This is a genomic window from Ktedonobacter robiniae (genome assembly GCF_016587375.1).
GTDB lineage: Bacteria > Chloroflexota > Ktedonobacteria > Ktedonobacterales > Ktedonobacteraceae > Ktedonobacter > Ktedonobacter robiniae.
The window spans coordinates 90,019-113,753 of sequence record NZ_BNJG01000003.1 but is presented as its reverse complement, the minus strand read 5'-3'; the positions used below and the strand labels follow the sequence as shown (position 1 = coordinate 113,753).

16 protein-coding genes and 7 pseudogenes are annotated in these 23,735 nt (G+C 53.1%); 11 read left to right on the top strand and 12 right to left on the bottom strand.

The window, feature by feature from the left end:
* Positions 1–130: 130 nt before the first annotated feature.
* From JMJ04_RS49095 to JMJ04_RS32900, 4 genes and pseudogenes are all read left to right on the top strand, one after another.
* A pseudogene (locus tag JMJ04_RS49095) lies at positions 131–302 on the top strand (transposase); the annotation flags it as partial.
* 274 nt (positions 303–576) lie between these two features.
* Complete coding sequence (locus tag JMJ04_RS32910) at positions 577–1,710, top strand: hypothetical protein (RefSeq protein ID WP_201374638.1); 1,134 nt, start codon at positions 577–579, stop codon at positions 1,708–1,710.
* A gap of 182 nt (positions 1,711–1,892) precedes the next feature.
* Positions 1,893–3,057 (top strand): annotated as a pseudogene (locus tag JMJ04_RS32905) (RNA-guided endonuclease InsQ/TnpB family protein).
* 272 nt (positions 3,058–3,329) lie between these two features.
* Complete coding sequence (locus tag JMJ04_RS32900; protein WP_201374637.1) at positions 3,330–3,770, top strand: PaaI family thioesterase; 441 nt, start codon at positions 3,330–3,332, stop codon at positions 3,768–3,770.
* 1,206 nt (positions 3,771–4,976) lie between these two features.
* On the opposite strand, the pseudogene JMJ04_RS32895 reads toward JMJ04_RS32900, so the two are convergent.
* The 3 genes and pseudogenes from JMJ04_RS32895 to JMJ04_RS32885 form a co-directional block, all read right to left on the bottom strand.
* Positions 4,977–5,375, bottom strand: a pseudogene (locus JMJ04_RS32895) (ISL3 family transposase); the annotation flags it as partial.
* Complete coding sequence (locus JMJ04_RS32890) at positions 5,263–6,579, bottom strand: ISL3 family transposase (protein ID WP_201374636.1); 1,317 nt, start codon at positions 6,577–6,579, stop codon at positions 5,263–5,265. The gene JMJ04_RS32890 and the pseudogene JMJ04_RS32895, both read right to left, overlap by 113 nt.
* Positions 6,580–6,729: 150 nt before the next feature.
* A complete protein-coding gene (locus JMJ04_RS32885) occupies positions 6,730–7,230 on the bottom strand; it encodes a GNAT family N-acetyltransferase (protein ID WP_201374635.1) in 501 nt (166 codons plus the stop codon).
* Positions 7,231–8,173: 943 nt separating this feature from the next.
* On the opposite strand from JMJ04_RS32885, the gene JMJ04_RS32880 reads away from it, so the two are divergent.
* Both JMJ04_RS32880 and JMJ04_RS32875 read left to right on the top strand, forming a co-directional pair.
* Complete coding sequence (locus tag JMJ04_RS32880) at positions 8,174–9,079, top strand: hypothetical protein (protein ID WP_201374634.1); 906 nt, start codon at positions 8,174–8,176, stop codon at positions 9,077–9,079.
* A gap of 74 nt (positions 9,080–9,153) precedes the next feature.
* Positions 9,154–10,461, top strand: a complete 1,308-nt coding sequence (locus tag JMJ04_RS32875) for a hypothetical protein (RefSeq protein WP_201374633.1) — start codon at positions 9,154–9,156, stop codon at positions 10,459–10,461.
* Positions 10,462–10,639: 178 nt separating this feature from the next.
* On the opposite strand, the gene JMJ04_RS32870 is transcribed toward JMJ04_RS32875, so the two are convergent.
* Positions 10,640–11,349 (bottom strand): IS6 family transposase gene (locus JMJ04_RS32870; protein WP_420799538.1). Its coding sequence is split into 2 segments (ribosomal slippage): positions 10,640–11,250 and positions 11,250–11,349, totalling 711 coding nucleotides; the frame shifts between segments, so codons are not numbered across the junction.
* Positions 11,350–11,793: 444 nt separating this feature from the next.
* Between JMJ04_RS32870 and JMJ04_RS32865 the strand changes: the two genes are divergently transcribed.
* Entirely contained in the window at positions 11,794–13,959 is a 2,166-nt protein-coding gene (locus tag JMJ04_RS32865; RefSeq protein ID WP_201374632.1) for a S9 family peptidase, read from the top strand.
* 345 nt (positions 13,960–14,304) lie between these two features.
* Here the strand turns inward: JMJ04_RS32865 and JMJ04_RS32860 are convergent, their stop codons facing one another.
* The 3 genes and pseudogenes from JMJ04_RS32860 to JMJ04_RS47290 all read right to left on the bottom strand — a co-directional run.
* Positions 14,305–14,670, bottom strand: a complete 366-nt coding sequence (locus JMJ04_RS32860) for a VOC family protein (protein ID WP_201374631.1) — start codon at positions 14,668–14,670, stop codon at positions 14,305–14,307.
* Positions 14,671–14,742: 72 nt separating this feature from the next.
* Entirely contained in the window at positions 14,743–14,874 is a 132-nt protein-coding gene (locus JMJ04_RS48225) for a hypothetical protein (RefSeq protein ID WP_268887412.1), read from the bottom strand.
* Positions 14,875–15,295: 421 nt separating this feature from the next.
* Positions 15,296–15,425 (bottom strand): annotated as a pseudogene (locus JMJ04_RS47290) (IS6 family transposase); the annotation flags it as partial.
* 166 nt (positions 15,426–15,591) lie between these two features.
* On the opposite strand from JMJ04_RS47290, the gene JMJ04_RS32855 reads away from it, so the two are divergent.
* Complete coding sequence (locus JMJ04_RS32855) at positions 15,592–16,545, top strand: WD40 repeat domain-containing protein (RefSeq protein WP_201374630.1); 954 nt, start codon at positions 15,592–15,594, stop codon at positions 16,543–16,545.
* Positions 16,546–17,067: 522 nt separating this feature from the next.
* On the opposite strand, the gene JMJ04_RS32850 is transcribed toward JMJ04_RS32855, so the two are convergent.
* Positions 17,068–17,349, bottom strand: coding sequence for a DUF5348 domain-containing protein (locus JMJ04_RS32850; RefSeq protein WP_201374629.1), 282 nt, complete (start codon positions 17,347–17,349; stop codon positions 17,068–17,070).
* 71 nt (positions 17,350–17,420) lie between these two features.
* A complete protein-coding gene (locus JMJ04_RS32845; protein ID WP_201374628.1) occupies positions 17,421–18,827 on the bottom strand; it encodes a site-specific integrase in 1,407 nt (468 codons plus the stop codon).
* A 273-nt stretch (positions 18,828–19,100) separates the two neighbouring features.
* Here JMJ04_RS32845 and JMJ04_RS32840 point away from each other — a divergent pair, with 273 nt between their 5' ends.
* Entirely contained in the window at positions 19,101–19,769 is a 669-nt protein-coding gene (locus JMJ04_RS32840; protein WP_201374627.1) for a Type 1 glutamine amidotransferase-like domain-containing protein, read from the top strand.
* Here JMJ04_RS32840 and JMJ04_RS32835 read toward each other — a convergent pair.
* A pseudogene (locus JMJ04_RS32835) lies at positions 19,759–20,465 on the bottom strand (IS5 family transposase); the annotation flags it as partial. The gene JMJ04_RS32840 and the pseudogene JMJ04_RS32835 sit on opposite strands and share 11 nt — an antisense overlap.
* A gap of 70 nt (positions 20,466–20,535) precedes the next feature.
* Between JMJ04_RS32835 and JMJ04_RS32830 the strand changes: the two are divergent.
* Positions 20,536–21,147: an SMI1/KNR4 family protein gene (locus tag JMJ04_RS32830; RefSeq protein WP_201374626.1), complete on the top strand. Its 612-nt coding sequence runs from the start codon at positions 20,536–20,538 to the stop codon at positions 21,145–21,147.
* 306 nt (positions 21,148–21,453) lie between these two features.
* On the opposite strand, the pseudogene JMJ04_RS32825 reads toward JMJ04_RS32830, so the two are convergent.
* Positions 21,454–21,936: pseudogene (locus tag JMJ04_RS32825) on the bottom strand (IS6 family transposase); the annotation flags it as partial.
* 62 nt (positions 21,937–21,998) lie between these two features.
* Positions 21,999–22,127 (bottom strand): annotated as a pseudogene (locus JMJ04_RS32820) (IS6 family transposase); the annotation flags it as partial.
* 290 nt (positions 22,128–22,417) lie between these two features.
* Between JMJ04_RS32820 and JMJ04_RS32815 the strand changes: the two are divergent.
* Positions 22,418–23,656, top strand: a complete 1,239-nt coding sequence (locus tag JMJ04_RS32815) for an IS110 family RNA-guided transposase (protein WP_201371172.1) — start codon at positions 22,418–22,420, stop codon at positions 23,654–23,656.
* The last annotated feature ends 79 nt before the right edge of the window (positions 23,657–23,735 follow it).

Below are 23,735 nucleotides of genomic sequence, written 5' to 3'. Positions count from 1 at the left end.
ACTACCTTCGTGGTGGCTGAGGCACAGTGCGGGCAGTTCATGAATCACTTCTCGTCAGAGAATTGTTGTTTTTAGCATACCTCGCGAATGATCGCCAAGCCAAGCTCTTTTCTGAATTCTGACAGAACCGGACAATCTCAATACCCATACGCCTGCTGCTCTCTACGAAGCTTTCCCTCCTGCGGAAGCTCGACGCATCTTGCAGCGCGTGGAGTTCCACTACACCCCCAAACACGGCAGTTGGTTGAATATGGCTGAAATCGAGATCAGCATGTTTCAGCGAGGGTGTTTGTCTCGCCGCATGGATTGTTTGGACACCTTGCGCCGGCGTATCAACACCCTGGAACTCAAACGCAATCGGGAGCGTCGGACCATCTCGTGGCAGTTCACATCCAGGGATGCTCGTGAGAAGCTTCACAATGTGTATCCTGATATCACAAGCTGAAAGGGACCTCGACGTTGTGTTCACCACCTGAGTTGAGCGAGATCTCACGCGCAGGAGGAAACCTGGTGGTATACTCAAGAGGCGCAAACTTCCTTCCCGATGAAAAGAACGCAGGCAGGTGCAGGAGAAACATGAATACTCTTCCCACTTTGCTCTCGCTCGCCGAGCAGCGCATCCAGATGCAAAATAAATGGGTCTGGCAACAGCAGCAGGCCCCTCTCTTCTTCCACCATTTGCGCGCTCTTCGCCTGGAAGAGGCACAATTGCTGAGCCAGCGTATGCTGACTCAGGCTGCATTCCAGGAGGAAGAACAACTCGAAACGTGGTATCGGTTGCTTGCTCAAATCAATCTGTTTGTCCCAGGGGCGCTTGTCCCTGTTCTCCCAGCACTGGTGGAGCATCGACAGTTTGATCCAGGCCACTTGTATCTGGGCGCAGGGAAAGAGATCTCTCAGCAGATCCTCGAGTTGTTCCAGAGCCCAGCAAACACCCTCCCGTATCATCTGCTCAGTGCGCTGGCCTGGATAGGGAATGAAGCGGTTCAAGCACAGTTTCATGCATGGCGCCTTTCTCCTCCTGACTGGCGTCTAGAACACTTTCCACCAGAAAGCTCCTCATTGGAAGCTGGTTGGGAACTCACAGCAGATGGGAGGCGACGGGACTTGTATTCCTCTTCCTGCTTTGATCTGGTCCCGGTTGAACCAGCAACTTCTTTTCAACTAACATTGGAAGCGGAGAGGACAAACCAGGAGCGCTGTTTCTGGTGCCAACGACCGTTACGAAGGTTGCTCGACCTCGATCTTCGCGACCCGCGATGCCGATGGATCTCGGCGGAGGGCGAACGACTCTGTTTGGCTATCTGCGAGAGATGTTCGTGTTATGAAACGATCTACCTGGATATTACCCTGACCGGTGAAGTCCACTGGAGTCGTGTCAATGGGGACGGCCCTACTTGGGTCCATCAGATTCCCGATGATGGAGGCGAGGGATGGTCCCTCACCCCGTTCGGTCCTGGCCAGGCCCGCCAAACGCCTTTTGAAGCCATAGGTCGATTTCACTTAGACGAAATGGGCATGTCTCAACTCGGAGGACTCCCAGAGTGGATTCAAAATGTTGACTATCCGCAGTGCCCCACATGCCGACAGACCATGCCGTGCTTAGGGCAAGTAGCCCTGGAAGATTGGGAGGATCTGCAGGAAGGGATCTTTTACCTGTTTCTCTGTCTGCCTTGCAGAAAAGCAGCCACCGTCTATCAACAAACCTGAATAGCCTGCTTCGGTAGGCGACCGCGAAAATCAACAATGGTGACGAACACGAGTAGTTCAAAAGGAAATGAGGTTTCAGCAGTATTGAAAAAGCGAGGAAAATAAGTTAAGATGTAGTTATAGAACATATGTTTTAAGCAACAACCTTCTTCGAGCAGCGGTTCTGTGAAAGGATGTGAGGGATGATCAAGGCGCATAAGATCAGACTCCATCCCACAGCGGAACAGGCGGTGTACTTTGCCAAAGCCGCCGGGACCGCACGCTTTGTCTGGAACTGGACATTGGCTGAGTGGAATCGCCAATATGAGGCCGGGGGAAACCCCACCGCCTTCAAGCTCAAGAAGCAGTTTAACGAGATCAGGCGGGAGCAATTCCCCTGGACGTGGGAGGTCACCAAGAACGCCTCTGATCAGCCCTTTCTCGATTTTGGCAAGGCGTTTACCGCGTTCTTTGAGGGCTGTGCACGCCGCCCGAAGTTCAAAAGCAAGAAGCGCAGTACGCCGAGTTTCTACCTCGCCAACGATCAGTTTGAGCTGGGTGATCACCGCATGTGGATCCCCAAGCTCGGCTGGGTGAATATGGCCGAGAAGCTCCGGTTTGCGGGCCGCGTGAAGGGGGCACGCATCACCAAAAACAGCGGATTGGTGGTTTGTCTCCATCCAGGTCGAGATCCCTGAGACCATCGTGGTGAAGAAACCAGCCGCCGTGGGTATCGATGTGGGGCTGAACCGCCTGGCCACCTTGAGTACAGGAGAGGAAGTCGAAAACCAAGCCTTCCTCAAAACCACCCTCAAGAAATTGCGTCAGGCCAACAAACGGCTGCACCGCCGAAAACTGGGATCAAAGAATCGGGAGAAAGCGCGCCGACAGGTCGCCCGTCTGCATTATCGCATCACCTGCCTGCGCCAGGATGTCCTTCAGAAGCTCACAACCAAACTAGCCGACAGTTACGGGATCATCGGGGTGGAAGATCTGCACCTCAAGGGACTGCTCAAGAATCGCCGTCTCGCTCGCTCGTTCGCCGATGCCTCGCTGGGCACCCTCAGACGTCTGCTCGAGGCAAAAGTGGCGCAACGTGGGGGAGAGGTGATCAAGGTGGACCGTTTCTTTCCTTCTAGTAAGACCTGTCATTGCTGCAGTTGGACGTGGGAAGCGATGACGCTCAAGGATCGCATCTTTGTGTGTCAGAATCCTGCTTGCCCGTGTGATCAGTTTCCGCAGGATCGAGATCACAACGCAGGTCAGAATGTGTTACGGGAAGCCCTTCGCTTGATTGGGCTGATGGATCAAGCCGTCTCCGGTACTGGCTCGGACGAAGACGCAAACTTGCCTGCGGACGCGGGGTAAGACCAAAAGGCTTTGGCCCGGAGGCACCTACGGATGAAACAGGAACAACGAAATTCGGTGTGAACGTATGCTTGCATACGTTTGCATAGGAAAATCGGAGCAGCGTTCGTCGCTTTCCCTCTTTGTTAGCGGCGTTTTTCCTCAAAAAGAACGCCTCGGCCATTGTACTGAGGTTGTATTGGCAAAAACAAACTGGACTGACCACTAGAATGAAACAGTTATTTTCAGAGGATGATCCAATCATCTCCATCACTTACTGCAAGGAGGTATTTATGAGCACAGTTAACGAGCAGCCAGCGAGGCAGCAACTGACGCGCGCCGAGGTTATACGCCGGTTCTTCCCCACCTCGCCCTATGTCGGATACCTGGATATGCGCATTGTCGAGATGGGAGATGGGATCGCGACGGTTGAGTTGCCCTACCGGGAGGAGCTGGTAACGGCGGAAAGCGTGGTCCATGGCGGGGCAGTCGCTTCTCTGATTGATGTAGCGGGGATGGTCGCGGCCTGGGCGAGCGACGATATCCCTACCAATCAGCGCGGCTCGACCGTCAGCCTGACCGTCAACTACCTGGCCCCTGCGGAGAAATCAAACCTGCTTGCTACGGCCCGCGTGCTGCGCCGTGGCCGGAGCCTGGTCTATCTCGATATCGAGGTCGCCAACGAGGCGGGGAACATCGTCGCCAAGGGCCTGGCAACCTACAAGCTAGGGTAGCGACGATTCCTAGCCAGGACTATAACATTTTCTCTATTTAGGAACCTCCTCTCTTGGGTATTGTCAACTTGGCGAGAAAACAGAAGAGCTTTTTTGAAGAGAAGAGGAAAGGGAGAGGAGAGAAGCAGAGGATTGAAAGGAATGGATCGCTGTTAGGCAGCCGTCTTTCCTCTGGCCACCTCGTTCCAAACCAGGAAACGATCCTGCATGAGAGCACGGTAATCCTCTGCAGGGTATTGTCAACTTAGCCAAAATTGTAGAGCTTACTTGCGAAAAACGGCCCCAAAGTGGGGAGAGATTCCTATCTCTGACCTGGTATTTAGGAGAATCTTGGCGAAAATAGCGCCGGAGTGGTGAAAGATCATCAACAAAAATTTTTAAGTTGACAATATCGAATGTAGTATGTAACGCTAGGCAGAGGAACACGGGGCATAGCGGTAAAAGCGGAAGAGAGAGGAGGAGAGGGCTGGGCGCAGTGATGGCGTGACCATCATTTCCATTGTTGGGGTGTGAGAAAGGATGAGCAAGACGAGGTAGTCGTGAAGAAGAGCGTTCCCAAGGTGAGTGGGATGTCGTTGTGCTACAGAGGAGGTAAAAGCAAGCGATATCGCATCGATTTGCGTCTCGTCTTCTTGGCCAGTGGGGTGGTGTGAGGCTCCCTCTGCTGCTGATTTTGCTTGTGGTGCAGGCTTGGACGTGTTCTCTGCCCCTGGTTTCCATCTTAGCGATGAAAAAGAGGAGCAGTAGTCGCTCTTATCCCTAATGGGTCGGTGTAATTTGACACATAAATTCGCCGTTTTGATCTTTTGAGAAAAGAACGTAGAAGCCGCTTCTATCCTTCACTCCTCGTTCTTTTTCACAGAAAGAACGAAACGAGAATGTGTCTCGTTTGGCTTAAGAGCGCCAACGTAACGTTTAACGTTCTCACAAGAATAGTGAAAGAACGAACGTTTTAACGTCTTAAAGTTCACGTTTCTTTCGTTTTTTCCCGTGTAATCTTGTCTCTAAAGAACAAAAAGGGGTGATATGCGTCAGAGGAAGAAAATGGCGAGGATATGACTCTTACGCAACCTCGCTGATCACAGCGGTGGTATGCTGAGAGTTTACGGTTTTTTCTCCGCTTCTCGGCACGGTTGCGGGATCTTGTTGTCGATGATGCACTTTTCTCGTGGTTTTGTCCACCTTCGGGTTATCTTCGGCACGATGGAGGACGCGAAGTCGGAGCAGGTCAAACTTTGCCCGACCATACATGCTTCGTTTGAGCAACTTGAGTCGTGTGATTTGCCCCTCAGTCTGACCGCTACTCCACGGTAATGTGAGACCAGCAAGGATTGCGTTCTGGTCCTGTCGCACCCCGGCAGCAAATGACTCGAATTCTGGGATGTGGCTCGTTTCTGCCGCTTTTAGCCATGTCTCCAGGTGCTGACCGGTGCGCTCCCGCAGCATCTGGAGAACCGTCTGAACCAACTGATAAGCAGCCTCAATCTCCGGGCTAGCTTGTCTGATCTGGAATAATTCCTCCTGCTCCTCCTGACTGAGATCCACCGATTTCCGCAGAAAAAAGCCGGGTGATACGCCCAGCTGATAAACGCTCCAGCGGTCCAGCAGGCACCTGCTCTTTCTCCAGCATGAGTGATCTTTGACGAGGCGCGCGTAAGCGCGCGAGATAGCGATAGAGAGCTTTTTGCGAGCCACGATAGCCTTGGGCACGCAGTTCCCGATACAAAGACGCGCCGTTGTGGTTTCCTTGCTCCCATCGTTTGAGAACCTCGCGTTCATAGCGATCGACCAGGCTGGGTCGTCGTCGCCGACGTTTCGGCTCAGGATAGCTGCCGTGAGCCAGCCAATCTCGAACAGTTCGTTCCCCCATTCCGACGTGCTTGGCAATGTCACTCGTCTTCAGACCCTGCAGATGAAGCGTGCGAACCAGTTCATACCGTTGCTCCCGCTCTGCTTTTCGAGCCAGCCGCGCTTGTTCCTCTCTTCTGGATCGATAGGCCGAGCGCTCTTGGGAAGGTTCTCGCAGCGGCTCCTCCTGGTGCCCATTTGCTCGGTTTGCTCGTCTCTGCTCCGCTTGGCACCGGGCCAGGACCGCTGTGAGCGTCTCTGACAGATTCTTGCCAAGATGCCAGCGGTCGGCGACTTGTATGGCCTGAGGTGCCCCTTGAGACGCAGCTGCGGCAAACTCAGCGGAGCGGTCGCGGCTGATCACTTCAATGCTGGGGTGCCTCTTGAACCATGCTGCAACGGTTTCTACTCTGCGATCGGGAAGGATGTCCAGAGGTATCCGCCGTTCGAGATCGCATAGGAGGGTTCCGTAACGCAGTCTGCGCTTCCACGCCCACTCGTCCACTCCAACGACTCGTGGAGGCTCTGGGGCTGGCAAATCACGTTGGCGCACCAGACGCAAGATTGTATCGCGGCTGGCTTTGAGATGAAGCTGTTTACTGACGCGTGCGCCAGCCTGCCCTCCCAGAGCAAATCCGAGCATCTGCAGTGTTTGCTGCAGCCGGATCGTCCGCTGGGCATGGGGAAGTGCCAAGAAAGGAAACCTCTCCGCAAAGATTTTGCGCTGACACGTCTTTTTTGGGCAAAAGAAGCGACGGACTTCTACCAGCAAATGAACAGCTCGTTCGCTGCTGGGAAGGTCATGTAAATGACGGATGTAACGACTTTGCACCCGTTTGGCCACCATACCGCAACACGGACAAGCGGCTGTTTGGGAAGCAGATCGCAGCGTCACCGTGATCTCATCGGCGACCTGAACCTGCTCTACCATTCCGTCAGAAAGATCTGGGAAAATCACCATGGGAGACACTCGAAGAAGCGAAATGGGTAATGAAGGCAGGGAAGATTGTACCTTCTATTTTATCACATTTATGATCAGCGAGGTTGCGTAAGAGTCAGGATATGTGTCAAACCACGAGATTCAATCACCCTCCAATGTGTAATTTCAATCTCAGTAAAGGAGTTTTGCCATCATATACTCATCGATATAATCACCATCGATCAACATAGTGCGTCTCATCGTGCCCTCGATTTCAAAGCCACGCTTCTGGTAGAGAGCGACTGCGGCTTGATTGTGTGTCATGACTGTCAACTCTAGGCGGCGAATGCCTTGTTGGCGGGCCCAGTCTTCCATAGTCATGAAGAACTGGGTTCCGATGCCTTGTCCTGTAAAGGCTTGCAAAATGCCAATCACGAGACCAAGGCGGTGCCTATTGCGCTGGCGCTCTCCTCGCTCTCCTATCAGAAATCCGACCAATTGCTCACCGTGTTCGGCCACGAGAAGAAGAAGATGGTCTTGTGGGGAATGGCAGAGAAACTGTTCTAACTGTTGTTTTGCAAGCGTCGCGTTTTCATCAGGCTCACGCAACATAAAGGATGTTTCTTCATTGATCTGTTTCCTTAAGTGAAGAAACGCCTCGGCATCACGTTCACAGAGCATGCGGATTTTCATAGATACTCTCCTCTATTCAAAATTTTCTTTGTGGTATCTGTGTTACATCTTTTTCTGGACACGTACTCACGCAGCCTCCTGTTCCCACTAGAGTGAGACGTTCTCCATTACACGTAACTTTCGAGGGAGCCGAGAAACCATCACAAAGTGTTCTCTCTTCTTGACTTTCCTCGCCGAGTGCACAGGGAACATTGAACCTCTTGAATCGCTGATTGTAGCCAGCCTACCCATTCAATGAAACAGCTCCAGAGAAAGAACACAATGATACCCAATTCTTAGGCCAAAAACAAGGCGTTGACGCAATTGCTCGCCACATTGACGCAATTGCTTGCCCAATTGAGGGATGAAACCGGGACGTGTGGAGAAAATTTCTGGAGAGGTGGTGTGAGGCTTTTTCAGGCAGGTTTACGGGTCAATATGGAATTTGGGCAAAGATATGCGTCAGAAAAGGTAAGAACAAATTTTCACATCAAGCTCAAAGAACTGGCGATGTTATGCGTCCAAAGTGGTGATGTTATGACTCTTACGCAACCGTGCCGAGAAGCGGAGAAAAAACCGTAAACTCTCAGCATACCACCGCTGTGATCAGCGAGGTTGCGTAAGAGTCATGTTATGGCCTTTTTAACAGTCGGATATGTTGCACTCATACTTTGCCTGGTGAGTTATCTTTTTTTGAGGTCGCGGGGTAGTCCTCTTACTCAGATCTGGAAATAATACAGATCTCTTGCAACAGAGAATTATCCATTTCTTGCATATTGAGAAAAGTATTCTTTAGGTTGTATATGGGTGTACATATAAAATTGTTGCAATTTTGATTGTTGCTGAGAAGATACATATCAGGAGTCTAGGACAAACTGCGCTATATCGTTGCTGCTTAGCAGGTATGTTGGAATGTAGGAACCAGAGACGGCAACCAACAGCCTCGATACCAATGGGGATAATCATGCCCAATACTCTGTCCTTCGATACCACCGACTCGTCGTTGCTCAGCGCTGTCCTCAAGGCACAGAGCTCATCACCTACTCAGCTTGCACCGCGTTGCGAACTATGGAGTTGGGCAAAGGAGCATCGGACGGCTAATCCAAACGAGTCGAAAGACGAACTCGTGCACGCGTTGGTTGCACATAAGAATGAGCTCGCCGCTGAAATGGCAGGGCACAAGAAGTTCCCATATGATATCCCCGATGACCAGAATCAGTTGCTTGGTCTAGCTGATGGTGCATCGAAATTCATCCCAGAGGGCGGCATAAAGATCGCCGAGGGGGTTGTTGGCCTGGGTAAAGCATTTATGGAATTGACGCCCGTCGAAGAATGGGTGAAAAACTACCACGCGGAGAACGCTGCGGACGCAACTGCGAACATCGTTGCCGGCTCCTACCGCAACTGTGACCAAACCGTTGCAGACGTTGTGCCGATGCTCCGTGACGATCCCGTGTTTAATCAGGCCCTGGCGACTGTAGACCCGGACGCTGCAGCAAGTGGAGCGACAATCCCAACCGCCCCTGGTGATGTGCTGCAAGCTCATGATGAGGTGTTCAGTCAGACAATCATCAAGCAGAACTTTACAGTGCAAGTCGATTCTGGGCTCTTGGCACAGATTGACGATGTGCAGCAGACGCTCAGTGACCAGATGAGCGGTATCAGTACGCAGATGCAGGAGCAGTACAAGAACCTGCACGACGACATCGCCAAACTACAGGCAGGTCAGAAGACGCTCCTCGCATATGTATCCGACCAGCAAGAAAGACAGAAGCAGGCCAGCGAGGCGGCCCAGCGAAAGGCACAGTACGAGGCAGTGTTCGCGGGGGCACAAACTGCGGTGAATGTCCTTGCGACTGTCGCAGTCTAGTTGACCCAAAACTCGGTAAGCAGATTTCCCAAATTGGCACGGCCACCGTCCAGATCGGCCGTGCGGCTGTTGAGATGGTTGGCTCAATAACGAACTGTATGTCATCCACCTTGACTGTCGCTAGCCAACTCGGAGTAGCAGTCGCGACTGGCAACTTTATCGGCGCTGCACTGAACCTTGTCAGCGTTTTTCAGGGCATGGGAGAGCAGAGTCCTGACCAAATGATCCTGAGGGAAATTGGACAACTTCGCCAGGAGATCGATGCATTCCACCAGGACATGAAAGCGAGATTTGACCAGGTCGATCGGGAGCTCAACACAATCTACAGCAACGTAATGATTGCCCTCAATAAGATTGATATCCGGCTCGGCAAGATTCAGGAGACAGTTGATCACATCCTGTCCGATGTCGTCGAGGAGCAAATTAAACTCGACCGAATCATTCGTAGTCTCGGTGCTTACTTCACCAATGAGTACCGGCAGCCGCTACAGATCGCAATCAATACTGACCTGGGATGGCCAGGCGACAGACCGATGAGCTTGGAAGAATACCGACGTTCGCGCGGTGTCTTCTACACGTTTGGTCGCCAAAACGCATATGCCGATCCCCAGGAGTCGCCAGTCGATAATCGCTCGACAGACAATTTCCACCTGGCTGACGAGCTTTCCGGACCTATGGACCAGAATATCGCTTTCGCGAATCACATTCTCGCTACCCGAGGGTGGCTGACATTTGCTTCCGATAACACCCTAGAACGCTTGCCGAACCCACTCACCTGGTCGATCGCTGCGGCCGCATACGCCCAACTCGAAGCCGAGCAGCCAGCGATCGCTGGGACTGCTGACAACCGTGTCGATGAAACTGCCAAGAAACGTGATGAGGTCCGCGAGGGTGGCCGTAAGCTTGCTCAGGCATCAGAAAAGCTCCGCGCCATCATGCTTCCTGGACCAGGATCGACCGATACACCGCTACTCGATACCCTACTGAAAAACTATACTAACGCGGTCCTTGACTGGGCTACCGAAGTCGATAATTCCTACCACCTTTGGCAGGAAAACCTTCGTGCACAAATGAAGCAGCAGACTGATCTCCATCTGTGGGAGGGACCGGACCAGAACATTGGATATATTCCCCCTGGTCTAGCATCTTCCCCTGGTCCTGCCGAGGGTCTGAATCCACCGACGAATCTGCGTGATATAGTCCCAATGCCATTCTTTGCGAAATTCTTCGTGGCCGACTGGCTGGGGCACGGCAAGGTGTCCGTAACCTGGACACCGGAGCTGCCCTTCAGGCATCACTGCAGGAGCCTTCGCTGGTGCGTGGATTGGTTCTCATTGGGCCTTTTGTTGCCGCCCCACGATCCGCTTTGCTCACCAAACTGACGGTTTTTCTCCTGTTAGCGCCTCCCTGGGGCGTAGCGGTGTTTTGCTCGTACTTTCCGAGAATGTACCCCAAAGCCCGTCCCACTGATTTCGAGGAGCACCGACGCCACGTCAAGGCGATGCTCAAGGAACCTGGACGCTTGCACGCCTTACGACAGTTGTTCTCCGATTGATCAGTTTAGGCAGCTATCCCAAAGAGCTTGGCAACCAGTGCAACCAGACCACCCACATCTCCTCTTTCTATCCCTTGTCCTTGTCCTTTCCGTAACATGTTCATGATCTCGTATCCTTGTAAGGTTTTCCGGGCTGTCTCGAACGAGAAGAAGCCCATCCCTGGTTTCGTCAGCCGTTTGATGAAGCGGTGGCCTTGTTCGATCCGGTTATTGAGATACTTGACCTGTCGTAATTCGCAGTGTTCAGGGATGTGTCCTTCCGCTTTTAACTCAGCGAATGCTTTGGGATACGCCGCGTTTTTGTCCACGTTGATCACTCGCGGCTCTGTGGTATGAGACGCCGCAAAGGTTTTCCGAAAGAAGCATGTGGCAGCTTCTGCATTTCTGGTTGGACTGAAAAAGAAATCGAGCGTGTATCCCTGCGAATCAACGGCCCGATACAGATACATCCATTCCTTTTTGACCTTGATATAGGTCTCGTCAACACGCCAGGAATCGACCGTGGATTTCAGATGAGGACGGCAACGTCGTTCAAGCTCAGGAGCAGAGCGCTGAACCCAGCGGTACATCGTCGTATGATCCACATGCAGACCTCGCTCCCTCATCATTTCTTCAAATCGCGGTAGCTTAAAGCATAGCGCAAATACCACCTGACGCACAGGAGAATGATGTCGGCTTGGAAGTGACGCCATTTGAACGGGTGCAATTCGGTCATGATGCGCTCTCTTTTGCTCTTTTCTCTCAAATGTAGCAGATTCACTTACTTCTTGCAAAATAACAGTTTTCACTAATTGCACTATCTCTTGCTTAAATGTTTTATCGTATGCCTGTCCCGTTGAAATCATTTCCTCACTTCTTCTTCGACTCTTCACGTTCAGTTTATTGAGTCATCCAAACCGGGATAAGTACAACACTGCATCGTCCACTCCTCTTCTTCTACCTCTTTTCTTTCCCTCGTCCTTCTTTTTTACAAGCTCTTCCATTCTTTCAATAAGTTGACAATACCCGACAGAGGAACCTATGATGACATAGCCGATGGGAACCATCTGGTACAAACGTTTTAATGATTAAACCCATCAGAAAAGAGAAAAGAGTGAGGCACTTTTTTCCTCGACCTTAGCCGAGGGTAAAATGCACTTATCAGCACGAGGTGAGACACATGACAGACAAACAGTTATCCCTGGCGGATGTCGCGCGTTTTCCACGCCCCGGCATGAGCGTGCCGGGCAGTGTGGAGTTCACGCCCGATAACCGAAAGGTTGCCTATCTACAGAGCGTAACAGGCTCGCTGGATCAGGAGTTGTGGACCTATGACCTGGAGAGCGGAGCAGAGCAACAAGTGACCGGATTGACCAGTGATACTGCTCAGCCCTCCGAGTCGTGCTCCCTTGACGAAGAATTACGGCGTGAACGCGGCCGCCAACGAATATCGGGGGTGACGAGCTATCAGTTCGCTCAACCAGCTGAAGTGGCTCCGCTTGTACTGCTCGTTCCTTTTGATGGGCGGCTCTATCTCGCGCGCGGTGGGGAAAGTCTGGCCCCTCTGGCAGGCTGCGAAGGAGCTATCGATGCGCGCTTGAGCCCTGACGGATCGCATGTGGCTTTTGTACGGACTGGCGAACTGTATGTCGTCGCAACCGATGGCGCAGGGGAACCACGTATGCTGACCAATGGTGCAATAGATGGCGTGACCAACGGCTTGGCGGAATATATCGCCCAGGAGGAGATGGGTCGCCAGGCAGGCTACTGGTGGAGTCCCGATGGCACATGCCTGGCCTTTGTACGTGCCGACAGCCGCCATATCCCCGTGTATCCCATTGTCCACCAGGGAACGGAGCATGTGAAGGTGGAGGAACATCGCTACCCCTTTGCGGGCGCTCAGAACGCTATCGTGCAACTGGGCATCGTGGCGATTGATGGGCAGCCTGAGGACGTCACCTGGATGGACCTTGGCGAGGAGAAGGATATCTACCTGGCACGCGTGAACTGGCGACCCGATGGCGTGCTGACAGCGCTGGTTCAATCACGCGATCAGCTCACACAGCGACTGCTCGCCTTCGAGGCTCAGAGCGGCGCGGCGACGACGTTGCTCGCAGAGGAGGGCCACCCCTGGCTCAACCTCCACGACGATCTGCGTTTCCTCCGCTCAGGCGCGTTTATCTGGTCGAGCGAGCGGACAGGTTTTCGCCACCTTTCTCTCCATAATCCCGACGGCAGTGAGGAAAGAGTGTTGACTGAGGGCGAGTGGATGGTGACAGGTCAGGTAACGCTGGATGAAGATCGGCGCCTCGTCTATTTTCAGGGCACCGCTGATGGGCCACTAGAGCGGCATTTGTATGTAGTCTCACTTGATGGCGGACCCATTCGACGTCTCACGCAGGAGCCAGGTTGGCATAATGTGGTGATCTCGCCGGATTGCCGTTTCTTTGTCGACGGCTGGAATAGCGCGGAGCAGCCGCCACACCTGACCTTGCGTGACCTGGCGGATGGAACAGAGCGCGCTCTGCTGTTCGAGAACGCAGAGATCACACCCACCTCGCTGGGACTCTGCGTGCCGGAGATCACCAATTTCCTCACACACGATGGTGTCTTGCTCCATGCTGCAATCTACGCCTCGGAGGAGACACAAGCTGCGGGTCAACCGCGCCCACTGGTGATCTCAGCCTATGGTGGCCCACACGGACAGATGGTCATCAACAATTGGGCTCTCACCGTCGATCTACGAGCACAATATCTGGCTCAACAGGGCTTTGTCGTCCTGAAAGTCGATAACCGTGGAAGCGCCAACCGTGGGCTGGCATTTGAGGCTCCCATTGCGCGGACTATGGGGCATATCGAAGTCGACGATCAGGTGGCAGGGGTTCGTTTCCTCTCCGAACGCCCCTACGTTGATAGCGAGCGCGTAGGCATTTATGGCTGGAGCTACGGTGGCTACATGGTTTGTCGGGCTCTCACGAAGGCCCCGGAAGTGTTCAAAGCGGGCATCGCCGGTGCTCCAGTCACCTTCTGGGAGGGCTACGACACCCACTATACCGAGCGATACATGGGGTTGCCCTCCACCAATGCAGAAGGCTATCTGGCCAGTTCTGTGCTGCCTCTTGCCAAATCACTGGCAGGGAAACTGCTCCTGGTACACGGCCTGGTAGACGAGAATGTTCATGCTCGCCATACCATGCGACTGATCGAGGCCCTCTCTGCCGCGGCGCGAGACTACTCACTGATGCTTTTCCCAGAAGCCCGTCACATGCCGCGCAACCCCGCCGATCTTGAGCATATGGAGCGCCAACTGGTAGAGTTTCTGCGTCGCCATTTGGAGCAAGCCTAGCTCATAGTCTGTGAATCCCAACATTGAGCGGGAGAAATCTGCATAGCTATCCTGAACGAGCAATTGGTCTGGAGAGAGACTCCTGAGCCTACAACGGCCCGCAAAGTTATGCAGATTTCTCCCGCTGAAAGGTGGTATGCTTTTTCTTGCGCGCAGGCATAGTTCTCTCCTTCTTTGAACTGAAAAGTTTTGACCCAAAGGGTCATACCATGCCTGTATTATCTCCTCAATTGAAATCCTGCCCACGTTTTGCATCAAGGTTGATGAGTGAGCACTCATGAATGAGGTCGATCAGACTCAGCCGATGGAATCGGGGGGTATCCCGATTCCATCGGCTGAAAGCAGCTAAAGTGGGCTACTTACCTCAAAGAGAATATCATTGAGGGCAGTGAAGTAGAAGCCGTAGCTTTCTCTCATTTTCCTCGGTTCTCGAGCGAGCTGAACCTCTGCTGCTGCAAGGCGATGGTACGCCTGGTCTACCTGATCGCTTGTTTCCAAGAGAAATCCGATATGGAAACCTTCTGGATACGGCAGCATCTCATTGCCAAATGCGCGAGGGTTACTCAGAACAAGCGTGAAGCCATGCCCATCGCTCATGACGGCGACGGCATCCTTTCTTTGCTCCAAAAATTGAAAATCGAAGCAATTTTGGAAGAAGGTGCGTGCTTCGGCGAGGTCGTCCACACAGAGATTAAGGTGGTTGAGTTGCATGAGATCCTCCTAAGGTTGGAGGTCCGATGGAATGAGCACCCTGTCGGCTTACAAGCATCGGACCTCGGCAAGTCAGCAGATGCACTTCATCTGCCGTTGTCGTGGGTCCGAGCGCTTCTGCGCCGGACAGTTACCCTCGGAGTAGGGGAGGGCGACCGGGCTACCTACCGGTCCTGCCTTTTTGACGATGGTATCATAGCACATCCATGCCTCCTGGTCAACTGCTCTCATCCTTTTTCCGGGTTGCTGCAAGCCTACCTCGATTTTGACACAAACGATCTTTACACAATAATTGGCATGGCCTCCTAATAGGTGTTGATCTTTTTTTCTCCTACTACCTGAGAGAATCAGCCAACTATCTTTCGCAGGAGATAAAGACGTGTTCGTCGAGAGTCAGAACCACACCTGGTGGTTGCTGCTCACAACCATCCCGGCACAGGCAGAAATGCACAAAATGTACTGACCTATTCCTGCCAGACAATACCAGTTGGTCTTCGGGACTCGCTAACGATACTGTCTGCTACTTGTGAAAAATCATCAAGAGTTGTTGTCGGAAACAATGCTCATCGTTTAACCGAGGATTGCACTCAAACGAAGGTTGCTATTGTTGTTTTTTCTCTCACAGCTGTGTAGGTTGGTGTGAGTTCTCTGCTCGATTGTTCCGTCCTTTTGTGCTGACGATGCTCCACATCAGGCAAGATGTCGCGTTTCGCCGCTCCATACCTCTTCAGCTTATCAGTGAGAATGACCCGAGGCACATAGCGTAGTCCTTTGGGTAGTGTTGCAAAAAAATTAAAGCTCTGCAATTGAAGTACACACAAACATACCTCACTAGTAAAAGATGCAAAACGTGCGCCCTTTCTCTAGAATAATGATTCTTGTGCTGTAATTACTGGTTCCATTCTCTCCACTCAAAATTTTTTGCAACACTACCCATGGGAGTACGCTTTCTCTGCTGCTCAGACCTATCTGGCGTTTATCAGACCCGAGCAGGACTCCTATGTCCAGATCTGGAATATCCCGCAAAGAAGCCTTGATAGCGAGTGGCGGGGCCCGGAGGATTCTCCATCGTATCCTTTGCACGATGCTGCCCTGTCCTGGTCGCCCACGAGCCCGTCTCTGGCTATCTACGCCAATTGGAGGCAACCGGAGATGCATCTCTGGCTAGCGGGAGAGAAGCGCCTCCTTTGGAGAACGGATATCTCCCCGCGCAAGGGCCAGCCTGCTTCTGCACAGGAGGGCATAAAGGGCATAAAGTGGTCTTCTGATGGCCTGGCGCTGGCGTATACATATGCGTCAGATCTCTCTCATATTGGGGTATTGGACGCACGGACTGGTGCTATTCGTTTCCAAACGACGATGGCTCCCTCGTCTCCTGCAGCGATTGGGGAAGCGTTTGCCTGGTCTCCCGATGGGACGCACCTGGCATTCTTCGCCAATGAGCAGAACGGACCGGTCCTTCAGGTATGGCAGGCGCAAACGGGTCAGCATCTTTTTACCTGCCAGCGGGTTCAAGGCTCAGTCGGTCTGGCCCTCGGTGGAGTAGGCAATCCGAACATAGGGGAGCCTGGCATTGTCTCCTGGTCGCCAGATGGAAGGTATCTGGTTGCACGAACACTTCCTGAGAACAAACCAGCTCAGGCCACGCTCCAATTTTGGGATGCGCACACTGGCAAAGCGCTTTTCTCCTATCATGCGCCCTACGAGGATGACTTCTTGGGCTGGTCTCCAAAATTGCTCTGGTCCCCTGATAGCCATTTCCTGGCTGCATATATGCTAACGAGTGCGAATTGCTCAGTGCCAAAAGGTTTTCCCGGCCACCCGAACTGTTCAACACGTATGCTCTTCAGGTGTTTCAGGTTGGGTGACTCTTAGAGAGTCACCCGACAAAAGAAGGATGGGCAGAGTCGGATAGGAACAAGCAGAGGATGGAGATTGAAGAAAAATCTGTTGGAAGCAGCAAGAGAGACAAGAATGGATACTGATGCAAATCTCCATGACCCCAGAACAGCGCCAGGTAGCCAGGCGTGAGATTGTCTGGCAGGTAGAGCAAGGAGCAACAGCCTCAGAGGCACGTATGCGTAGCTCCGTCTCGATGCACTGCACGACCGTCTATCGACTGCTCAAGCGCGTCGAGCGTGAAGGAAAGCAGACATTCGTCGAGAGGTGTCACGACCACCCCACGAAGCTTCGGAGAGAGGTGCTCACTTATGTGCTTGATTACTGCCGTTTTTTCAACTCCATGGTACAATCACGCAGTACGCTCAGACGGTGCAGGTCGAATTGCGTCCGTTCAACGATCGTGCGCTCAATCGAGATCTCGCAATCCTGTGTGAGCGCGTCAACCAGGCGTCACCCCATCTGCCTGACAGACGCCGCCTCTTATTTACTATGTGTTCAACCAGTTGCATTCTTGCTGCGCGGAAGGTGTCCAAAATACCGTGACTCTCTGTTCATGTGTTCGGAGAGTCGGAACTTGCCACCTCCGATCACGAAGAGCCAGTAGTCTTCACCATCCCCTTCCACATGTCCGGCAACCCACGCCTGGTTCAGCCAGATCGCCAATGGGCATCCTGATGTACAGGTGAGGAGTTGATTATCTGGCACGCCAGGTTCCCATAAGTAGTAGCGCTGATGGTGGTTTCGATAGAGAATTCCCTCGCGGATATGCGTCTTCATTAGTGCCTCCCACGTCAAGAGAGTATCAGACAGGCTGATCGCCTCTCTCAGCCTGCCCATATAAACGATGCTCACAGTCTCCAATAAGTACCTCCAACAAACTGATGCGTTTTTTCTGCGCACCAACCAGGGCGTTGCGGCCAGTCTTGGATCGCTGAACTTCTGCAAGGCGTGCCTGATGTGCGAGAAGCGCCCGCTGGAGCTTGTCCAATGCCCTCGTGTGTTCCCATCCGCGCAAGCTTTTCCAACTCCGCATTAGACAGCCCTTCGGGGTTGAAAATGAGGGCGAGATCTGGAGTCTCCGGTGCTGGGACTTGCTGTAATGCGGCACGACAAGTCTCTGCCCCAGTTGGATCACCGTTCACCACGCATTTTTCAATGGGTGTCATGGGCGCTTTTGACGTGACAGGTAGCGTAGCCTCGCCCTCATGCAAGAGCCTGGCCTTCTCTCCTCCGATGAACATGCCGCAATGCACACAGTCGAGCCGATGCGGGCAAGTAAAGTATGCCTGGTTGGCACAGTACATCGGCTCTCCGTCAGCGTCGTAGCCAATGAACCAGCGCAGGGCCGCTATCCCTTGCTCTGCCGCTTCCAGGTCTACCACGCCTTCGATGACCCTGCTCACATCGTCCGCATCGCGAATGATTCGATGGAGCTGCAACGGGTTTTGCCGCGCATAACGACGGATGGTTTGAGTATTCGCATGTCCAGCGTATTCTGCCAAGTCATCCAGACTCACGCCGCGACTGCGCAACAGCGTCAGTCGCGTACTTCGTCCCCGGTGGCCGGTGATCCTCCCTTTGGCATGCTCCATCTCGACGCCAGCTTTCGCACAAAGAGCAGGAATAAGAGAAAGATTGATAAACTCTCGTGCGACGCGGACGTTTTTGTAGCAAAACAGAAAATCAACAAACTCTCGATCCTTAGGATCATACAATTTGTCCTGGTTTTGAGGCCTTTCGCGCTTCCAAGCATCAATGGCAGTGACAACATAATCAGGTATCCAGATATAGAAAGCCCCCCGGTTTTTCCCCGAAGGGATATGCAGATAATGCGACAATGGAGCTTTTGTCTCTTCCTCACGCTGTTCAGGCTTGCTCTCGAAGGCGAGGATATTCAGATATTCGAGTGCTATTTCGCTTTCGCCAAGGAACCCCGGTTCAATATCTGCCCGAACACAGTCGAATCGTAAGCGAACAATCTCATTAGGACGACGAGCGGAGGTTACCCAGATCAAGGCGATTGCTCGATACAAGCTCAATGGGTACGTCGATGGCCCTTGTGGGAGGTCAGAGGCCGAGAGCGTCGCGGCTGCCATAGCGAGCCTTGCCCAGGTACGCAGATCAATATCTCTGGGTTCGGCAGTGTCGAGGAGCCGCTTAATATGTTGAGGCGTGGTTAATATCTCTGTTGGAGAGAAGTCAAGCTTGATTCTTCTCGGTGGTGCGCCTCCAACCGCATGAGGGCGTTTGATCAAATCTGAGACCGTGTTTTGGAATGCGCGGCGGTCATGCTGCATGACCAAAAGAGCAAGATCGGAGAAGTTTTTGCGCAGGTTTGATGGGAGAATGTCTTGCATGCAATTGGGGAGCGGAAGACCGGATGTCGCGCAAGACTGCGAGCGCGCGAGCAGACGACTCAACCTAGGAGAAACGGAGTCGTGACGTTCTGGGGTCGTTCTGCTTCAGTCTCAAAGAGCATGAGCGGAAAAGACGCGTCGCGCTCTTCATGGATTGGAAAGGAAACCATTATGAAATTGCTTCTCACCTCTGCTGGCATCAAAAACGACAGCATTCGTAACGCTCTGATTGATCTGCTGGGCAAACCCATTGCCGAGTCCAGCGCCCTCTGCATCCCCACTGCGGGGTACGGGCACCCCATGGGCAGTCCTGGTGGGGCATGGCGTTTCATTACCGGTCAGTCCTCCACACCCATGTGCGAGCTGGGTTGGAAGTCCTTGGGAGTGCTGGAGCTCACCGCGCTGCCCAGCATCGGTGAAGAGCGCTGGGTCCCCTGGGTCCGGGGGGCAGACGTCCTGCTGGTGAACGGCGGCGATGCGCTGTATCTGTGCCACTGGATGCGGCAGTCCGGGCTAGCGGACCTCTTGCCCCAGCTTCCCGAGACGGTCTGGGTGGGGCTGAGCGCCGGGAGCATGGTGATGGCCCCCAGCATCGGGGAGGACTTCGTCGGGTGGAAGCCGCCCACCGGTGGCGATAGAACACTGGGACTGGTTGATTTTGCGATGTTTCCGCACCTGGATCACCCAGAGATGCCAGACAATTCCATGGCCAATGCTGAAAAATGGGCCGCGGGCATGCCGGTACCGTCCTACTTGATCGATGATCAGACTGCTATCAAAGTGATTGATGGAGCAGTGGAAGTTATCTCCGAAGGCCACTGGAAACGGTTTACGCCCTAATGGGGTGTTTGGGAGCTGGTTCGTTCTTGCGCCCCAAACGAGCAAGGAGTAGGCGAATCATTGTCACCTGGATCAGTGTTTCGCTGGTTTGCACTTTGCGCTCGTAGTCTTTGCTCATTCTCCTGTTACGGGAGATCCAACTCAATGTTCGCTCTACCACCCATCGCTTGGGCACCACGCTGAAGCCGCGTGTGCCAGGTGGGCGTTCCACGACCTCTAGCTCCCACTCCCCTGTGGCTTGACACCATTCAGCCAACTCCTGCCCGCGATAGGCCGCATCGGCCCAGATCTTTTTTAGACGGGGCACGAAAAACTTGAGCCCTGCGAGTAGACCACGGGCTCCCTTGGTATCGTGCGTATCGGCAGGGGTCACGTAGATGGAAATGGGGATGCCCAGCGTATCCACGAGAAGATGCCGTTTCCGCCCTTTGATGTGTTTGTGGGCATCGTAGCCACAGATCCCAGACGACTCCTCGACTGTTTTCACGCGGATGGCGAATCCATGCTGGCCGCACTTGGGTCAGGATGCCTTCCTTGCCGTTCGCGTTCAGCCCGGTGCAACGCCCGCAGCAAGAGCGCCCAGGTCCCTTTGAGGCGCAAACGCCGGAAATGGTAGAAGACCGTCTGCCACGGTGGAAAGTTGGCTGGGAGGTAGCGCCACGGACAGCCCGTGCGCAGTACGTAGAAGATCGCATCAGATCTCTCCACCTCTCTTCCACGTTTTTCAGGCCTGCACAGAATATCTCTAGAAACAGAGGCAGGTACTATGCAAACTATCTGGAAGCGCATTGAAGACTGGCTCAACATCCATGCTCCGGAGTTGACCAGTTTCTTACAACCTGGTGCGCGTGAAGAAGAAATTCAGCAGACCGAAGCGCTTTTGAACATCACTTTTCCCGAAGAGATCAAAGAATCCTATCGTATTCACAATGGCAGCAAGGATCTTCATTTCATCGACGTGTTCTTCGCTTTGTATTCGCTCAAAGATATGGTCGACAGGTGGTCCTTTCATGCGCCACCAGTCGAAGAGCAGTATCCTGATGAGCCTACCGATCTCGATCCTGAGTTTGAGGAACCAGAGGAGAACTGGCGTGTATCACTCTCTCCTCAGCAAGGAGACAACATCTGGATCGAAGAAGGCTATGATCGTCAGCTTATCCCTTTTCTGAACCATCTCGACGAAAGGATACTCTGTTTCGATACGGATCCCATCCACAATACCTATGGCATGGTCATTGAATATTTTGCCCAGAATGGTTTTTCCTTCTATGCTTCTAGCTGGTACGATCTCCTTTCCAACTTTGCCGATGACCTCGAAGCGGGTAAATATCGGGTTGAACGCAAAGAAGGCTACACATCTCTTTGGTTCAATGACTAGATACACATACTCACAGACCTACAAGTGCCCATGCGGAGCGTCGTTGGTGCGGTTCAAGAGACATCGAACCAAGGAGTACTGTTTTGATTGGTGTCACTGCCAGGCCTACCGTCAACTGCAAGCGATGAAGCACTGGAAACACTGGGGCCGATCGTGCTCTCGTGATCAGGATGGGGTCGACGCAAAAAAACTTGCTGCACCCGGAAACAAAGGGTGTCCCTCAGATTTTTGCGCCTAAGGGTAGTGTCAGAACTGAGAACTCAACAGCCAGCAGGGTATAATGTCTCTCAAATCCCATCGGTAGAACTATGAGACGGCACCCATCAGCTCTTGTAAAGCCAAAAGTCGCTCACAGAAGAGTTGCCGCTGTTGCATCAGTGGCAGCGTTTCTTTTTCCATGTGGCGGGGACGGAAATACTGGCGCAATTCGTCAAAAGTATGACAGAAACGAGCTGCTGACGCAACGTTCCCAAAGCCACGCATGGGGGAGTAGCGTTGTTTCATGCCACGATGATCTTGTTCTATGCGATGGTTGAGATATTTATTCGTCCGATGCGTCACCTCATTTCCCATGGTTTCACGTACGGCGCGTGGATAAGAACGATGCCCATCTGTGGTAACAGATTCTGGAGCACGGCCAACTACCGCGAGAGCTTGCTGAAAGAACTGTTTTGCTGCATCCATATCTCGCTTCTCACTCAGCCTCGAGTCAACCAGATTGCTATCAGCATCAATCGCCCGATAGAGATAGCACCACTTTCCGCAGACTTTGATAGAGGTTTCATCGACGGGTTGTGTTGCAAGAATGGTGAAGAAAACCAAATGAGCAGAGAGGTCTCTCTTTGTTCTATTTAAGCAACCACTTCAAAGAGCCTGGCAACCAAGGCCATCTGCCCTCTTACATCCCCTTTTGCCACGTCACGCAGTTGTCCTTTCCGTAGCATGTTCATCACCTCAAATCCCTGTAACGTTCGCCATGCTGGATTACTGCTTCAGAGATGAGAAGAGCGTTTGCCCGAAGCAGCATGCCCCGTGCCGGGACACCACCAGGGATGAAAGAGGATATACTGGAGAGATCGCGGCCAGGTGAGAACGGACGCCCAGTTATGAACATGAGCGTGAGCCCGAAGCTGTCTCCAGGTACCCGTTTGCACCGCCAGTTGTCGCTCTTTTCCAGAAGCACGTAGAGGAATCTAACCTCACAGGCCGGGTACTTCCTGGTCGCTGATCGCTAACCATTGACCACAGCGTATCAGAAGGAGGAACCCTGATGGAAGTCCTGTATCGAAGCTGTTGCGGGATTGATGTCCACAAACAATTTCTGGTGGCATGTTTGCTCGCTGTCGATGAGAAAGGACAGCAACACAAAGAGCTGCGGCGCTTTTCGACGATGACGAGTGAATTACTCTCGTGCGTTGACTGGCTGAAAACAGCGCGGTGCCAGGCCATCGCGATGGAGTCAACCGGGGTGTATTGGAAGTCCCCTTTCAACCTCATGGAAGGGCACTTTGAGCAGGTCATGATTGTCAATGCCGAACATCTCAAACGCGTTCCAGGTCGCAAAACCGATAAAAAGGATGCGGAGTGGATCGCCGAACTCTTGCAGTTTGGGCTCCTCAAACCCAGCTTTATCCCGTCACCCCAACAACGAGAGCTTCGTGATCTGACCCGTCTGCGCACAACTCTGATCGCCGAGCGAACCCGGCTGGTGAATCGGCTCCACAAAACGCTGGAAGATACCAATCTGAAGCTCTCGTCCGTGTTGACGGATATCATGGGGAAATCAGGACAGCAGATTCTCTCGGCTCTCCTTCGCGGAGAGGAAGATCCAGCCGTGTTAGCAGATCTGGCTCTGGGACGTGCGATGAGCAAACGTGACGCGCTGGCACAAGCGCTGCGTGGACGCCTGAGGGACCATCACCGCCTCCTCTTGCAGGAACTGCTCTCCCTGATCGAGCGACATGATCGGGGAATTTCGCGCCTGGACAGGGAGATTGAGGAGCGCTTGCGCCCTCAGGAGGCGTTGATTCAGCGGCTCGATGCTATTCCTGGATGTAGCCGTCGAATCATCGAAGTTCTCCTGGCTGAGATAGGCTCGGATGTGTCTCCTTTTCCGGATGCCGCTCACCTCGCCTCCTGGGTGGGCATTTGTCCTGGCAATAACGAGAGTGGAGGCAAACGCAAAAGTGGACGCATTCGCAAAGGCAATCGCTGGATTAAAGCGATGCTGGTTCAAGCCGCCAATGCCGCCGCTCGAACCAAGCACAGCTATCTCTCGGCACAGTATCATCAGATTGCTGCTCGTCGTGGCAACAAACGTGCTGTCGTGGCGGTGGCTCACAGCATTCTGGTCATCTACTATCACATGCTCACGACTGGTGAGCCCTATCAGGAAAGAGGAGCAAACTACTTTTCGGAATTAGATCGCAAGCATGCTGAGCGACGGGCAACCAGGCAGCTTGAACGGTTGGGATATCAGGTGACGCTGACCCCTACTCAGATCGCTTAATCCTGCTTCCAGCATACGAGCTTGCGGATGAGGTTCTCTTGGGTCACTTGACCCACAGGGGGGTGTTTTTGTCTCTTTC